Consider the following 13,979-nt stretch of genomic DNA (forward strand, 5'->3'; position numbering starts at 1 on the left):
CTCTTTATTTGATATAATATTAATAAGTAACATAAAGGTACCCTTACCTATTAACTGAATTGCCTACTTAGCTCAGTCGGTTAGAGCACCTGACTGTTAATCAGGGGGTCGCCTGTTCGAGTCAGGCAGTGGGCGCCATTATGATATTCAAACCTCAGCTTAAAAGTTGGGGTTTTTTATTGCATAAATTCTTTCATTGTATATTAAATTATTATCTTATATAATAAAGTAGTAAACTTTTAAAAGGAAATTTAGGAGATAAGTATATGATCTTACTAGTAGCAGCAATGATGGATGAAGTGAAAGAAATTGTGCCTTCGCTCAATTTAGTCGAAGAACATCCATTTCACACTTATGAAGGTAAAATAAACAGTCAAGATGTAGTTTTAGTCATCACTGGAATTGGAAGAGTTAATGCTGCAAGTGCAACGACATATGCTATTATGAAATATCAACCTTTGATTAATCTCATCATAAATGTGGGTATTGCAGGTGGTTATCAAGTATTAACGCATCACCCATACATCGTTAATCGTGCAACCTACAGTGATTTTGATTTAACAGTATTTAAATATGAATTTGGCCAAGTACCTAAGATGCCAAAATGGTTTAAATTAAATAAAGAATTTGATGAAAAATTGACTCATTTTCATAAGGCGGATATTTACTCTGGTGATTATTTTGGAACAAAACCAATTGTTGAACAACCGCATCTAGTTGACATGGAATCAGTTGGTATTTTCCAAGTTGGTGAAATTTTTGAATTACCTGTTTTATCTCTTAAAGTTGTATCAGATTTAATTGGTGAAAAGCATCAAATGGATCAATATAAAGAGTCAGAGATTAACCTTGCTGGATTAATTTTAGAGACATTAATTCATTTAATGGAGGCACTAAATTGAGAGGATTATTCTTATATTCATCTGGTATGGAAGATAATGAAGCATTATCAACGATGGCTTTACTACGCCGTGCAAAGATAGAAGTGGATTCAGCATCTACGGAAAAAGAAAAAACAGTTATAACAAGCTATAAACAAGTCATAACTGCTGATTTTTTGTTAGCAGATATCGATTTATCAAAATATGATTTCCTACTCATTCCTGGTGGCCCATATGTGGCAAGAATAATTGATCAAGACGTCATCATCAAAGAAACAATTAAGAAATTTTATGATGCGAAAAAATTAATTGGTGCGATTTGTGCAGCACCAAGATTCTTAGGGCGTTTAGGTATCTTAGATAATTTAGAATTTACAGCTTTCCCTGGAAGTGAGAAAGATGCACCAAAGGGCAAATACTTAGGCAATCAAAAGTCTGTTACAACAGATCAGATCATTACAGCAAGATCAGCCGGTGCAGTCATTGAATTTGTATATGCACTAATTACTAAAATTAAAGATGAAGCTGCAGCTAAACAACTTTTAGAGAACATCGTCTATTGATGTTCTTTTTTATATATTAAGCATCTTATTAAATACTTAATACGCTTTATTTTAATCGATTTAAGACACCTTTGTTCTTTACAATGTTCTTATAGTAGTCATATTGCGTCATTTTAACCGTTTCTACAAGCTTTTCGATTAACTCCACTCGTAGTTTCTCATCAGCTTTAAAATTGATTACAGCGGCTTTAAATGAGCCTACCTGTCTTAATGTATTAGACATAAAATTTTGACCACTCCAAAACATCAATTCTAAACCAGCTTTTTTAAGTGAATATCCATAAAGTGGATTGCCATCATCAAAAAATACAACTGTGTTATGCCAAATCTTATAAGTTAACTCTTTTGAACAACTTTCTAGTAAAGTAAATAGTTCATCAACCTTATTTTTAAATGGATCTATTGCTTGATTATAAGCACTTATAACTGCTCTCATATACTCCCTCTTAAATTTACTTAAATTGTATCTAGATTTTTAAATTTAATGTGATATAATACTTAAGGATTTAAGAAGTGTTTATGAGAGAAAGTCGACTTTATATCGTAGATATAAGCTTAAATTTATGTGTAAAATTTTATCTTAAAAAAATTTGAAAACTTTGTTGACAAATAAAAATAAGTTGATATAATTATACATGCGCATCAAGTGGCCCGTTGGAGAAACGGTTAACTCACATGCCTTTCACGCATGCATTCATGGGTTCAAATCCCATACGGGTCACCATTTGTTTTGCACCCATAGCTCAATTGGATAGAGCGTTTGACTACGGATCAAAAGGTTAGGGGTTCAAATCCTCTTGGGTGCGCCATTTAAACTCACATGGGAAAATTCTAAGAACTTGGTAGTTCTTTTTTTATTTTTTAAGCTAAAAAAATTATTATGTTTTTTAATCGAAAAAACTTGATTTAATTTATTATTGTAGTAGAATAAGAGTGGTCAAAATCTTAACCGATTTGATTCCGCAAAAATAAAAATTTAGTTAACAAAACATGTTGACAACATCACATTCATTTGATACAATAAATGAGCATGTGAGTAACGGGAAGTAGCTCAGCTTGGTGGAGCACCTGGTTTGGGACCAGGGGGCCGCAGGTTCAAATCCTGTCTTCCCGACCATTTTTGCGGGTGTCGTATAATGGTTATTACCCCAGCCTTCCAAGCTGAAGACGGCGGTTCGATTCCGCTCACCCGCTCCAATACTGATGTTAACAAAAGCCTAACGGCTTTTTTTATTTTATCTATTCATAAGATACATTAATTAAAATGGTGCTTTAGTTAAGCACCTTTAATTTTTATCGTTAACGATCAATACCACTTAAGAAATCTAGTTTTATATAGATGATATAACCACTATTTTAATAATCAAAAATAATCGAAAATAATTTATAATAATATTTTGATGATATTCTTTGATTATATAGAAAGTTTGAAGTATAATGAAGATAGATATACAAAGAGGTTAAGTATATGAATAGAACACACTTAGATTTAAGTATAGTTTTCTCAGCAATGGGCTTAGCCATTCTAGCACCTTTTTTGATCATCGCATCTTTATTATTCCAAGTAACCATGACATATCAAGAAGAAGAGAATTGGACCTTGATTTATGGACTTATCACTGTCATTTTACTTTTAATGATTGTTGCTAATATAATAGCAATGGTTAGATTAGGAAGTGCTAAGAAGAATGAACGCATGCGTACTGAGGTTTTAGTCTGGGGAATCTACTTATTATTTGGAGGCATAATTGCTGGTGGTATCTTTGGCATACTAGCTTCTAAATCAAAAGTTGTATATGAGGATAAAATTGAAAAACCTAAAGTTGTTGTAAATAGTTTAGCAGAACAAATAAAAGCTTTAGAACGACTTTATGCACAGGGCTTAATTAACCAAAAAGAATATGAGTTTAGAAGAAAGAAAGTAATAGAGGATATTAATTAATGCATAAAGGATTATTAACAACTTCACAAGTGTTTGCTATCATATCAGCAATCATCATGCCATTTATTTTTGAAGATTTCTTCATCATAGGATTTGCAATCAGTGCTTTCAATGTGATTTCAATTGTAATCTTAGAATACGGTAAAAAAGGCGAAGTATCAAAAAGAGTTGTTGTTGGTTGGGGAATCTATTTAATCTTTACAACAATCATTTCTGGTATTCTAACAATCATTGCAGCAAACCAAGATAACAAGTCAAAACCTATGAGTATTTCTAATGTCGAAACACGCTTAAAAGAAATTGATGATTTATTACATAAGGGTATGATTACCAAAGAGGAATATGAAATAAGAAGAAAAAATATATTAGAAAGGATATAAATAAATGAATAAACCATTTTTATTAGTTGGTGCAATCTTATCATTCGTATATGCTGCATCATTAGTCTTAGGAGGCATCATTTTTGTCTCACTTGAATCAGTCATTAGTACCACTCAAGCGGGGCTTACACCAGATGAGTACGAGATCTTAATATCGCTTATGGAAATGTTTAAAGTATTCGGTATTGTCATGTTAGTTTTAGCTGCTCTTGATCTTATTGCTGGCTTTAGATTATTAGAAGCAAGAAAAGGTAATGCAACTAAGGCAGAAGCATTAGTCTGGGCAATTTACTTATACATTGGTGGACAGATCATTACTGGGGTCTTTGCAACACTAGGGGTTTGCTTAAAAGATTTCAAACCGATGAACCGAGTAACTTCTGGACCTAGTCTAGAAGAACGCATCAAAGTATTAGAAGAACAGTATCATGCCGGCTTTATTACTAAAGAAGAATATGAAGTACGCCGTGCAAAAATCATTGAATCAGTTCAATAATACAAACGCTTACAGTCACTTTTCAAAAGTGGCTGTTTTTTTATCAATTGGTTGCATTATGTTGCGATTATCGTGTACAATAAGAATTAGTTGAAAAAATGAAAAAGACGGTAGAACATGCAGAACGATTATAAACAACTAGGGTCATACAAAACTCAATCAGCGCATCGTGAGACATTCGCTATTATGATTTGGTATTTCATCGCAAGTTTCATTTACTTATTCATCTCAGATTGGATCTTAAATAATTACAATAGTGATCCTGTTTTACTCTCTATGATTCAAAGATATACATCTGGTATCATTTTGTCTCTGATTGGGTTTTCATTTTACTACATAATCTATAAACAAATTAAGACGCATATTGAATCAAGCATGAACTTAAATCATGTTTTTTCAGAACTAAAAGATAAGAACGAAAAATTGACTGAACTTGAGTCAAACCACTATCAGTTAGCATATTATGATAGTTTAACTGGTTTAATTAATAAAAACAAACTTGAACAAAAAACTCAAAAATTAATCAATCAACGCATTCCTTTTGCAATCTTTTATATTGATATTGATAACTTTGGTGTAATCAATCAAATTAAGGGTTATGCTTGGGGTGATAATGCATTATTTGAAATCGCACAAGAATTAAAGAAGAACTCAAAAGGGAACTTAGTTGCAAGAATTTCTGACGATGGATTTGTTGTTGTATTTGAAAACATCTCAGATAAAAATGAAATTGAATTACGCGCACAAAAGATTCTAGAAGATATCAAGATTCTGCTTAAGAAACAAAGTGAGGCATACTTCTATACAGCATCTGGTGGTATCTCATTATACCCATCACAATCAGACCAATTCCAAGATTTATTACGTTATGCAACATTAGCCTTAGGTGAAGCTAAAAGACGTGGTAAAGACCGAATTATGTTCTATTCAGAAGAGATGCAAATCTTAAAAGAACGTGAAGTATTTATTACAAACCAAATTCTTCATTCAATTATAAAAGATCACTTTTATGTAGTCTATCAACCAATCTTTGATTTTAAAACAAAAAAACTTGTATGTGTTGAAGCACTGCTTCGATGGCAACATCCAGAACTGGGTAATATTCCACCAAATGATTTCATTTACTTAGCCGAAATATCAGGTTCCATTGTTGATTTAACTGATATTGTGACTGAAAAAGTATTTTCAGCCCTTGATGAATGGAAACAATTAGGTATAGAAACAAGAGCATCTATTAACATTTCAGGTAAAGTGTTAATGTATCCAAATTTAGTGGATAAATTAAATCAATTATCAGATAAGTATCAAATAGATAAATCTTTAATTGTGATTGAAGTAACCGAATCCGTATTACTAGATAACATGGAAGTATCCTTATGTGTCTTACAAAGATTAAAGAGTGAAGGTTATATTATTGCTCTGGATGATTTTGGTTCAGGATATTCATCATTAAATTATTTAAAACATTTACCAATTGATGTTTTAAAAATAGATAAGAGCTATATTAGTAATATCCATGAACATGAAAATGAAAGACATTTCTTAAAATTTGTTGTTGATTTAGCACATTTACTTAATAAAAAAGTGGTCTTAGAAGGCGTAGAAAAATCTTCTCAAGAAGAAATCTTAGAATCATTTAATATCGATTATGTACAAGGATTCTACTATGCAAGACCAATGACTGGTAGCAAAATTATTGATCACTATAAAATAAGGCCCTATAAAAAATTTGGAGGTTAATCCAAATTAGGCTATAAAAAATATGGAGGTATCATTCACCTGTAAAAAATGTGGAGGTACCTCCTTTTTTGTTGCTGTAACAGTCAATAATTAGTTTTTGAATGGTACATATTTATTAATTGAATACATAATTTTATTTCTCAATCGATAAAAGTTTTGAATGCCATTTGATGTTTTAATGATTGTTTTAATTCTTGAATTAGTTGCTTCTATAGGACCGTTAGATATGCGTCTTCCACATGAAGTTAGGAATGAGTTTTTAATCTCTTTACGCCAGTTTTTAAGCATTCTACCAAACTCTCTAAATTCACTCACCGGATTTGATATAAATTCATTAATGAGTTCATCCAGTTCTTGATCACAGGTTTCATATTCAGCTGTTAAGTTAAAATATCGATAGCGTTCTTTTAATTTGAAACATCTAGTCAAAGTTTCATCAATGCTTAATAGATAATCTAAAATGGTTGTTTTATCCCAGTGTGTATCCAGTTTTTGAATATATACGGGTTTGAAATCTCTTAAGCGATCGAGGTCAATTTTGAAGAAAAAATGAAATTTCTTTAACATGTAATAATACATATCATTATTGATTAGTTTGGTTTTATTTAATCTAAATCGATTCATGGTATCAATTCTGATTCGATCCATTGCTCGATTTAGATTTGCTATCACGTGAAATGAATCTACAGCTATTAATGCTTTTGGGAAATTTGCTTGAATAACGTCTTTATAACTTTCCCACATATCAATGATAAAGACCTCCACTTGATCTTTTTCCTCGATGGGTATGCGTAAGAAGTATTGATTCAAATAATGTTTATGTCTGGTTGAAATGACATCAATGATTTTACGCCTATCAAAATCATACAGTACACAGGCATATGGTGAACCTTTTCTCTTACTGATAAAAACCTCATCCATACAGATTGTTTTCCCTAAGGGTAATCGCTTGGCATCAATTGTTTGATCAAATATATTTATCACCGTTTGACTGGATACATGATGTTGCAATGCGATATCTTTAAAGGTTCTTTCTGGTTCCTTTAATACTTCTAGAATGGATCTTTTAGTCAAGTTTGAAAGGTTCTTATGTTTGTTTGTAAATGGATTTCTTTCACTGATATATTTCTTACACAATGGACATTTATATCTTCTTGAATGATAAATAACTTGATATGATTCTTGACCATGTAAACTGTACTTGATTTGTTTTAAGCGGTAGCTGTGAAACTTAGTTTGTGCTTGGCAGACAGGACAATTTAAACTTTCCTTTTTGAGTTTTATTTCAATTCTTAAAACTTGATTGATTCTTTCCACTTCTAATTGTTCAATTCTATTTTTAATTGTGTCTAAGTATAAAAGATGTATAATATTATCATACATAGGGTCTCCTTATCTTTGATTGTTACAGTCACTTTCAATTATAAGCGAGATCTTTTATTTTTTTCTCCAAACAAATCATCTATCAAAAATATGGAGGTCTACCTCCAAATATTTGATTGGGTATCATTTACCTCCAAATATTTTATATATCTTAAAATAAAGGACCTTGAAAATTAGGTCCTTTTTTGTTACTGTTGTAAAATTCTTTGTTTTCTTGTTTCGTATTCTTCGGAGGTAATCATACCACGTAGGTATAAATCATGCAGTTCTAATATTAATTGTTCTTTATTCGATTGAGGTTGCTTGATTGGAGTTGCCTCAGGTTCTGGTGTATCTTTAGCAGAAATGTATAACATCGCATAGAATAATCCGATTGAACCAACTGCAATGACTTGTTTTAAAACTGAACCAAATGTATTTTCAGTTAAGAACGGAGAAACTGCAGCAAGTAGAACGAGTGAAATGGTTAATGTCACAAGAATTAATTTAGACGCAAACTTGTTTTCAAATCTAGCCTTTGTATTTTGAACTAAATTGAATAGTGCTGCAACCTCAAATAAAATATGACCAATCAGTAAACCTAAAACGGTTAAGACTTCAACTTCAGTGTTAATAACAATATCATTTACTGTTGTACGGCTTAAAATTGCGTATAACACATTAAATCCACCATAAACAATTGTAATAATCGAAATGACCTTTCGATAATTCACAAATTGAATTAAGAAGATGAATGCAACCCCGATTAATATAATGGTTTCAAAAAAAGTACCAATCGATAATCTGGCTGACCCAAAATATTCTTGTAAGACATAATTTGCTACTTGAGCAACTAAAAACGCTATAGCTAAAGATAGAAGTGTTAAATTATAATTTTTTCTCATATCGTAGCCCCCTTTAATGATAATTTTATCAACAAACTCCAATTTTTACAATTAAAGTTATCGTTAGGCATTAAACTAGAATTTAAAAAATATTATTTGGTATGATGGAAGTATAAGGGGGATTGATATTATGCGATATAGTGTGATTGATTTAGGTTCAAATACAGTAAGATTAGTCGTATATGATTATATTAACAATAAATTACGTAAGGTTTATTCTAGAAAGGAAGTCTTAGGATTAGCCTCATATTTACTTCCGGAAGGATTTTTATCTGATGTTGGGATTGAACGAGCAATCCTAACAGTCAAAGAATTTGTAGCAGATAGTGAAATCTATGAAGCAGATAAACTCTTCTTAATAGCTACTGCAACCATTAGAAATGCAAGAAATCAAAATGAAGTCATTAACAGAATACACGCAGCAACTGGTGTTAAGGTGACCTTGCTTTCTGGTGAAGAAGAAGCATTTGTTGGGGTTGCAGGTATTAAAGATGAATTTGAGTTTAGCGAAGGTGTCGTTATTGATATTGGTGGCGGATCAACTGAGGTATCTTTAATCATTAAGAAGAAGTTGGATCTTGCTACCTCTTTACCGGTGGGTTCATTAAATAGTTATTTAACTTATGTTAAAGAAATGTTACCAACTAAAAGTGAAATAGATCAAATCAAAAAAGGTGTTTTACATGCGCTTGATGACAATGAAGTACCAAGACTTAAGATGAGTGTATTATATGGAATTGGTGGCACATTAAAAACTGCCAAAGGTCTATATGAAGGTATGATGAATAAACATGTGGATTATTTAACTAAAGAGAATATCCAATACATCATGAAAAAGATTGACCCAACAAAAAAGAGTACCTACATTAACTTAATTAGATTAGCACCTGAAAGATTCCATACAATTATGCCAGGTTTAGCGATTCTAGAAACCTTATTTGAATACTTTGATGCTGAACGTTTATACGTAGGTAAAAATGGTATTAGAGAAGGTTATGCATTAACACAATTTAGAAAGAAAGCATAAGGATAATTTAGATTTTTTAAATAAGATATTACAAGCCTATAAATTTGGTGAGCGTGCTAGTTATTTATTAAAAAAAGTACGGTGTTCCAAAAAGAATCATAAAACATGGAATGAAATATTCAAGAAACATGGTTTAGCAACAAATGGTAGACCGATGAATAAATCAATAATTGATTATAGATAACGATTTGAAATACTAAAAAAAAACCAGGACTTTTTAGTCAAACAAGAACAAAAGAAAAAGTAGACAATTAAAAAGTCTACTTTTTGAGGTTCACTAAAGATTTCTTAAGCTTTTTTAATATTAAAAAAACACTACCTTGATTGCGCCAACAACAAGGTAGTGTTTAAACTAGAAGCCTAATTAATTTACTTTTCTATCAATCTCAAGTTTTTCATCTTTAATTGTTACAACATAATCTAAATGTGGTTCAATTCTTTCATTGATAATTGCTTGAGCGATAAATGTTTCGATATGACGTTGAATAAATCTCTTTAATGGACGTGCACCATATTTTTCATCATATCCATTTTTAATGACATATTTTAAAACTTCATCATCAAAAGTAATATGAATATTTTGAAGCAGCAGACGACTAGATAATTCATCTAACATCTTTCTTGCTATTTGAACTTGAACTTTAAAGCCTAAGGCATTAAATGTGATGATTTCATCAATTCTGTTTAAGAATTCAGGTTTAAATGATTGTTTAACTAAACTATCAACTTTTGCTTTAGCATCAGCTTCATCCGATAATAAATACTCTGAACCGATGTTAGAAGTCATAATGATAATTGTATTTTTAAAGTCTACAGTACGACCTTGACCATCTGTTAAGATACCATCATCAAGTACTTGTAGAAGTACGTTAAAGATTTCAGGATGGGCTTTTTCTATTTCATCAAATAAGACAATTGAGTATGGCATTCTACGAATTGCCTCAGTCAATTGACCACCTTGATCATATCCAATATATCCTGGAGGTGCACCAATTAAACGAGAGACACTATGGGATTCCATATATTCAGACATATCAAATCTAACCATATGATTTTCGGAATCAAATAGTATGTCTGCTAAAGATTTTGCTACCTCGGTTTTACCAACACCTGTAGGTCCTAAGAATAAGAATGAACCAATTGGTTTTCTTTCATCTTTAATACCCGCTCTCTGGCGGATAATCGCATCACTAATGAGTTTTAATGCGTGATCTTGACCAAGTACACGTTTACCTAAGTAAGACTCCATATGACGTAATTTTTCTCTATCACCTGATAACAGTTTTGTAACAGGGATATGGGTCCATTTGGCAACAATTTCAGCAATTGAATCTGCTGTAACAATTTCTGTTAATAACTTATCTTTTGATTCTTCACTAGATAAAGTATTAATTTCTTTTTCTAATGAAGGAATTTTAGAATATTGAAGTTCGGCAGCTTTTGAATAATCACCTTTGTTATAAGCAGTTTGAAGTTCATTCTTTAATTTTTCTAATTGTTCTTTCTTGTTTTTAATGACTACAAGTTGTTCTTTTTCTTTTAGCCATTTTTCTTTTAATACTTTTTCTTCACGTTTTAAATCATCTAAATCTTTTTCAAGTTTAGTTAAACGTTCTTTTGAGATTGTATCTGTTTCTTTCTTTAAAGCTGATTTTTCAATTTCAAGTTGTAAGATTTTTCTTTGAAGATCATCAAGCTCAACGGGCATTGAATCGATTTCCATACGAACAGAAGCACAAGCTTCATCGATTAAGTCGATTGCTTTATCTGGCAAGAATCGATCTGTAATATATCTTGAAGAAAGGGTTGCTGCTGCAACAATTGCGTTATCTTGGATTTGGACACCATGGTGTGCTTCAAAACGGTCTTTTAAGCCTCTTAAAATTGAAATAGAGTCTTCAACTGTAGGTTCAGTTACTAAGATCTTTTGGAAACGACGTTCAAGTGCTGAATCCTTTTCAATATAGTTTCTATATTCATTTAAAGTAGTCGCACCGATACAATGTAATTCACCACGAGCTAGCATTGGTTTTAACATATTAGATGCATCCATTGCCCCATCTGCTCTACCAGCACCAACAATTGTATGTAATTCATCAATAAATAGAATGATGTTACCATCAGCTTCTTTAACTTTATTTAAAACTGCTTTTAATCTTTCTTCGAATTCACCTCTAAATTTAGCACCAGCAACAAGCGCTGCTAAATCAAGTTCGTAGACGATTTTATCTTGAAGGCTTAAAGGTACGTCTTTTTTAACAATTCTTCTAGCTAAGCCTTCAACAATTGCAGTTTTACCTACACCTGGTTCACCGATTAACACTGGGTTGTTTTTAGTTTTACGTGAAAGAATTTTAATGATGCGTCTAATTTCTTCATCACGACCAATCACAGGATCGATTTTTCCAAGTTTCACAGCTTCAACAATGTTTCTACCAAATTTATTAAGTAATTCTGGATCTTTTGAATAATCTTCCATCATGTTAAATTGCATATTAAGACACCTCTTTTCTGTACACAATCTATTATAAAACGAAGCAATTGGCACTGTCAAGTAAAGAGTGCTAATATTCGTAGATTATGTTTTTAGACATTTTTACACAGAAGCAACTTAGTGGAAAATATATGAGAATCATATATAATATAGTGCAGACATTTTCAATAGAAGGAATGAGTTTATGAATAATCCGCAATATCAAGTTTTACTTTATTACAAATATGTGAATATCGAAAATCCAGAAGAATACCAACAAGCACACTTAAAATTCTGTAAAGAATTAGGTTTACTTGGACGTATTTTAATTGCTAAAGAAGGTATCAATGGTACTGTTTCAGGTACAATTGAACAAACAAAAGCTTACATGGATTACATGCATAGTGACCCAAGATTTTCTGATCTTTTCTTTAAAATCGACCCAGCAGAAGGTCATGCATTCCATAAGATGCATGTTAGAGTTAAACCAGAACTTGTTAACCTTTCATTAGGTGAAGATGATTTAGATCCAAATCAAATTACAGGTAAATACTTAACACCAAAAGAATGGATGGAAGCTCTACAAGATCCAAATACTGTTGTACTAGACGCTAGAAACGACTATGAATATGATTTAGGTCACTTTAGAGGCGCTATTAAACCAGATATTCGTGCATTTAGAGAATTACCTGGTTGGGTAAAGAAAAACAAAGAAATGCTAGCAGGTAAAAGAATCATTACTTACTGTACTGGTGGTGTTCGTTGTGAAAAATTCTCAGGCTGGTTAGTTAAAGAAGGTTTCCAAGATGTAGGTCAATTACATGGTGGTATCCACACATATGGCCGTGACGAAGAAGTTAAGGGTAAGATGTGGGATGGTCAAATGTATGTTTTTGACGAACGTATTGCAGTTGAAATCAACCAAGTTGATAAACAAGTGGTTGGTCGTGATTACTTTACAGGTGAACCTTGTGAACGCTATGTAAATTGCGGTAACCCAGAATGTAATAAACAAATTTTAATGAGTGAAAATTCTGAAATGAAATACATGGGTTCATGTTGTGATGAATGTAGAACACATCCTAGAAACCGTTGGGTAATTGCTCATGGTTATACTATGGAAGATGCTAAGATTCGAAATCTAGAATTAAAACAACAATTGTAGTAGAATGTAGATACAACATTGACTTAAGGGAGATAAGTATAGTGAAGCGTATCTTATTCGTATGTCTAGGGAACATATGCCGTTCTCCTATGGCTGAATTTGTTTTTAAAGATTATGCAGCAAAAAATGGACTTTCTAATGAGTTTCATTTTGAATCACGCGCAACAGCTTCTTGGGAACAAGGAAATCCGGTTCATCCAGGAACTAAAGACATTTTAAAGAAGTATCAAATCCTAATGACACCAAAATTTAGTCAAAAAATCAAAGAAACAGATTTCATTGATTATGACTATATCATTGCTATGGATAAATATAACTACAAGTTCTTAATTGAATTTGAAGAAGGTTATTATAAAGATAAAGTTTATCTTTATCGTGGCAAAAAAGATGTTCCAGATCCTTACTTAACCGGTAAATTTGAGGAAACATTTAAGTTATTAAATAATGAGCTTGAAAACTGGTTTAATAAATGGACCAAAGGTGTCTAATTCTCGTTGACAATTTGGGGGCTAAACGCTATAATATAATAGCGTTAATGGTCCCGTAGCCAAGTGGTAAGGCAGAGGTCTGCAAAACCTTTACGCGTCAGTTCAAATCTGATCGGGACCTCCAAAATAATCTTGAATTGGTTCGATAAAACGGACTAATTACACAAATTTATGCCCTTATAGGGCATTTTTTTGTATAAAAAAAACCTATCATAAGATTTGTATCTCTCATGATAGGTTGTGTGATTGAATAGATGATTCATAAATTAGTCCATTACAAGTGATTGAACCCTATACATAAAGTGTATAATTGACATTCTTATGTATGTTTCCTATCTTTAAACTGATGGACGAAGAAATGAGATTCATGTTAAGTTGTCCATTTTTGAGCAATGAAAGTTTAATGTGAAAATGATAATCACTGTCAATATTAACATAGTCTATAATATTTCGTATCTTCTCAATGTCTTCAAGGTTTTGTATTGATTTAATCCTTTTAATAAAATTTGGTAATGCTTTCTTTGATTGGTATATATTAATCTCTTTGAAATCAGTGA

At 31.7% G+C, this 13,979-nt stretch carries 13 protein-coding genes and 6 tRNA genes; 15 read left to right on the forward strand and 4 right to left on the reverse strand.

The genetic code is table 11. The features are described 5' to 3' along the window. Nucleotides 1-61: 61 nt before the first annotated feature. The 3 genes from PG914_RS03255 to PG914_RS03265 all read left to right on the forward strand — a co-directional run bounded on the left by PG914_RS03255 (nt 62) and on the right by PG914_RS03265 (nt 1,444). Nucleotides 62-138, forward strand: a tRNA-Asn gene (locus tag PG914_RS03255). A 128-nt stretch (nt 139-266) separates the two neighbouring features. Next, nucleotides 267-902 carry a 5'-methylthioadenosine/S-adenosylhomocysteine nucleosidase family protein gene (locus PG914_RS03260; protein ID WP_488822282.1) on the forward strand — a complete coding sequence of 212 codons (636 nt, stop codon included), beginning with the start codon at nt 267-269 and terminating at the stop codon, nt 900-902. Continuing rightward, nucleotides 899-1,444: a DJ-1/PfpI family protein gene (locus tag PG914_RS03265; RefSeq protein ID WP_488822283.1), complete on the forward strand. Its 546-nt coding sequence runs from the start codon at nt 899-901 to the stop codon at nt 1,442-1,444. Before PG914_RS03260 ends, PG914_RS03265 begins: the two co-directional genes overlap by 4 nt. Before the next feature lie 46 nt (nt 1,445-1,490). Here the strand turns inward: PG914_RS03265 and PG914_RS03270 are convergent, their stop codons facing one another. Further along, nucleotides 1,491-1,880, reverse strand: a complete 390-nt coding sequence (locus PG914_RS03270; protein WP_488822284.1) for a DUF1801 domain-containing protein — start codon at nt 1,878-1,880, stop codon at nt 1,491-1,493. Nucleotides 1,881-2,092: 212 nt separating this feature from the next. Here PG914_RS03270 and PG914_RS03275 point away from each other — a divergent pair. The 8 genes from PG914_RS03275 (at nt 2,093) to PG914_RS03310 (ending at nt 6,002) form a co-directional block, all read left to right on the forward strand. After that, nucleotides 2,093-2,168, forward strand: a tRNA-Glu gene (locus PG914_RS03275). Nucleotides 2,169-2,176: 8 nt separating this feature from the next. Next, nucleotides 2,177-2,253: transfer RNA gene (locus PG914_RS03280), tRNA-Arg, on the forward strand. A gap of 231 nt (nt 2,254-2,484) precedes the next feature. Next, nucleotides 2,485-2,561, forward strand: a tRNA-Pro gene (locus PG914_RS03285). A 5-nt stretch (nt 2,562-2,566) separates the two neighbouring features. Continuing rightward, nucleotides 2,567-2,641: transfer RNA gene (locus tag PG914_RS03290), tRNA-Gly, on the forward strand. Nucleotides 2,642-2,912: 271 nt separating this feature from the next. Further along, nucleotides 2,913-3,386, forward strand: coding sequence for an SHOCT domain-containing protein (locus PG914_RS03295; RefSeq protein ID WP_488822285.1), 474 nt, complete (start codon nt 2,913-2,915; stop codon nt 3,384-3,386). Further along, nucleotides 3,386-3,766 (forward strand): SHOCT domain-containing protein, encoded by a 381-nt coding sequence (locus PG914_RS03300; protein ID WP_488822286.1) that lies wholly within the window; start codon nt 3,386-3,388, stop codon nt 3,764-3,766. Before PG914_RS03295 ends, PG914_RS03300 begins: the two co-directional genes overlap by 1 nt. A 4-nt stretch (nt 3,767-3,770) precedes the next feature. Then, nucleotides 3,771-4,262 carry an SHOCT domain-containing protein gene (locus PG914_RS03305; protein WP_488822287.1) on the forward strand — a complete coding sequence of 164 codons (492 nt, stop codon included), beginning with the start codon at nt 3,771-3,773 and terminating at the stop codon, nt 4,260-4,262. A 117-nt stretch (nt 4,263-4,379) separates the two neighbouring features. Then, nucleotides 4,380-6,002, forward strand: a complete 1,623-nt coding sequence (locus PG914_RS03310; RefSeq protein WP_488822288.1) for a putative bifunctional diguanylate cyclase/phosphodiesterase — start codon at nt 4,380-4,382, stop codon at nt 6,000-6,002. Nucleotides 6,003-6,092: 90 nt separating this feature from the next. Here the strand turns inward: PG914_RS03310 and PG914_RS03315 are convergent, their stop codons facing one another. Continuing rightward, complete coding sequence (locus tag PG914_RS03315; protein WP_488822289.1) at nt 6,093-7,385, reverse strand: ISL3 family transposase; 1,293 nt, start codon at nt 7,383-7,385, stop codon at nt 6,093-6,095. A gap of 188 nt (nt 7,386-7,573) precedes the next feature. After that, nucleotides 7,574-8,269 (reverse strand): SHOCT domain-containing protein, encoded by a 696-nt coding sequence (locus PG914_RS03320; protein ID WP_488822290.1) that lies wholly within the window; start codon nt 8,267-8,269, stop codon nt 7,574-7,576. A gap of 130 nt (nt 8,270-8,399) precedes the next feature. On the opposite strand from PG914_RS03320, the gene PG914_RS03325 reads away from it, so the two are divergent. Further along, on the forward strand, nt 8,400-9,296 hold the full coding sequence (locus PG914_RS03325; RefSeq protein WP_488822291.1) for a Ppx/GppA phosphatase family protein: 897 nt from the start codon (nt 8,400-8,402) through the stop codon (nt 9,294-9,296). 364 nt (nt 9,297-9,660) lie between these two features. Here the strand turns inward: PG914_RS03325 and PG914_RS03330 are convergent, their stop codons facing one another. Continuing rightward, a complete protein-coding gene (locus PG914_RS03330) occupies nt 9,661-11,790 on the reverse strand; it encodes an ATP-dependent Clp protease ATP-binding subunit (RefSeq protein WP_488822292.1) in 2,130 nt (709 codons plus the stop codon). Nucleotides 11,791-11,974: 184 nt separating this feature from the next. Between PG914_RS03330 and trhO the strand changes: the two genes are divergently transcribed. From trhO to PG914_RS03345, 3 genes are all read left to right on the forward strand, one after another. After that, nucleotides 11,975-12,934, forward strand: coding sequence for an oxygen-dependent tRNA uridine(34) hydroxylase TrhO (gene trhO / locus PG914_RS03335; RefSeq protein WP_488822293.1), 960 nt, complete (start codon nt 11,975-11,977; stop codon nt 12,932-12,934). A 41-nt stretch (nt 12,935-12,975) separates the two neighbouring features. After that, nucleotides 12,976-13,422, forward strand: a complete 447-nt coding sequence (locus PG914_RS03340; protein WP_488822294.1) for a low molecular weight protein-tyrosine-phosphatase — start codon at nt 12,976-12,978, stop codon at nt 13,420-13,422. Between the two features lie 49 nt (nt 13,423-13,471). Continuing rightward, a tRNA-Cys gene (locus PG914_RS03345) sits at nt 13,472-13,546 on the forward strand. The last annotated feature ends 433 nt before the right edge of the window (nt 13,547-13,979 follow it).

The organism is Acholeplasma sp. ORD1043 (assembly GCF_057808485.1).

Coding starts and splice junctions, on each gene's coding strand:
- PG914_RS03325 (WP_488822291.1), top strand. CDS start 8,400: ATGCGATATAGTGTGATTGATTTAGGTTCAAATACAGTAAGATTAGTC.
- PG914_RS03295 (WP_488822285.1), top strand. CDS start 2,913: ATGAATAGAACACACTTAGATTTAAGTATAGTTTTCTCAGCAATGGGC.
- PG914_RS03320 (WP_488822290.1), bottom strand. CDS start 8,269: ATGAGAAAAAATTATAATTTAACACTTCTATCTTTAGCTATAGCGTTT.
- PG914_RS03330 (WP_488822292.1), bottom strand. CDS start 11,790: ATGCAATTTAACATGATGGAAGATTATTCAAAAGATCCAGAATTACTT.
- trhO (WP_488822293.1), top strand. CDS start 11,975: ATGAATAATCCGCAATATCAAGTTTTACTTTATTACAAATATGTGAAT.
- PG914_RS03305 (WP_488822287.1), top strand. CDS start 3,771: ATGAATAAACCATTTTTATTAGTTGGTGCAATCTTATCATTCGTATAT.
- PG914_RS03270 (WP_488822284.1), bottom strand. CDS start 1,880: ATGAGAGCAGTTATAAGTGCTTATAATCAAGCAATAGATCCATTTAAA.
- PG914_RS03260 (WP_488822282.1), top strand. CDS start 267: ATGATCTTACTAGTAGCAGCAATGATGGATGAAGTGAAAGAAATTGTG.
- PG914_RS03310 (WP_488822288.1), top strand. CDS start 4,380: ATGCAGAACGATTATAAACAACTAGGGTCATACAAAACTCAATCAGCG.
- PG914_RS03315 (WP_488822289.1), bottom strand. CDS start 7,385: ATGTATGATAATATTATACATCTTTTATACTTAGACACAATTAAAAAT.
- PG914_RS03300 (WP_488822286.1), top strand. CDS start 3,386: ATGCATAAAGGATTATTAACAACTTCACAAGTGTTTGCTATCATATCA.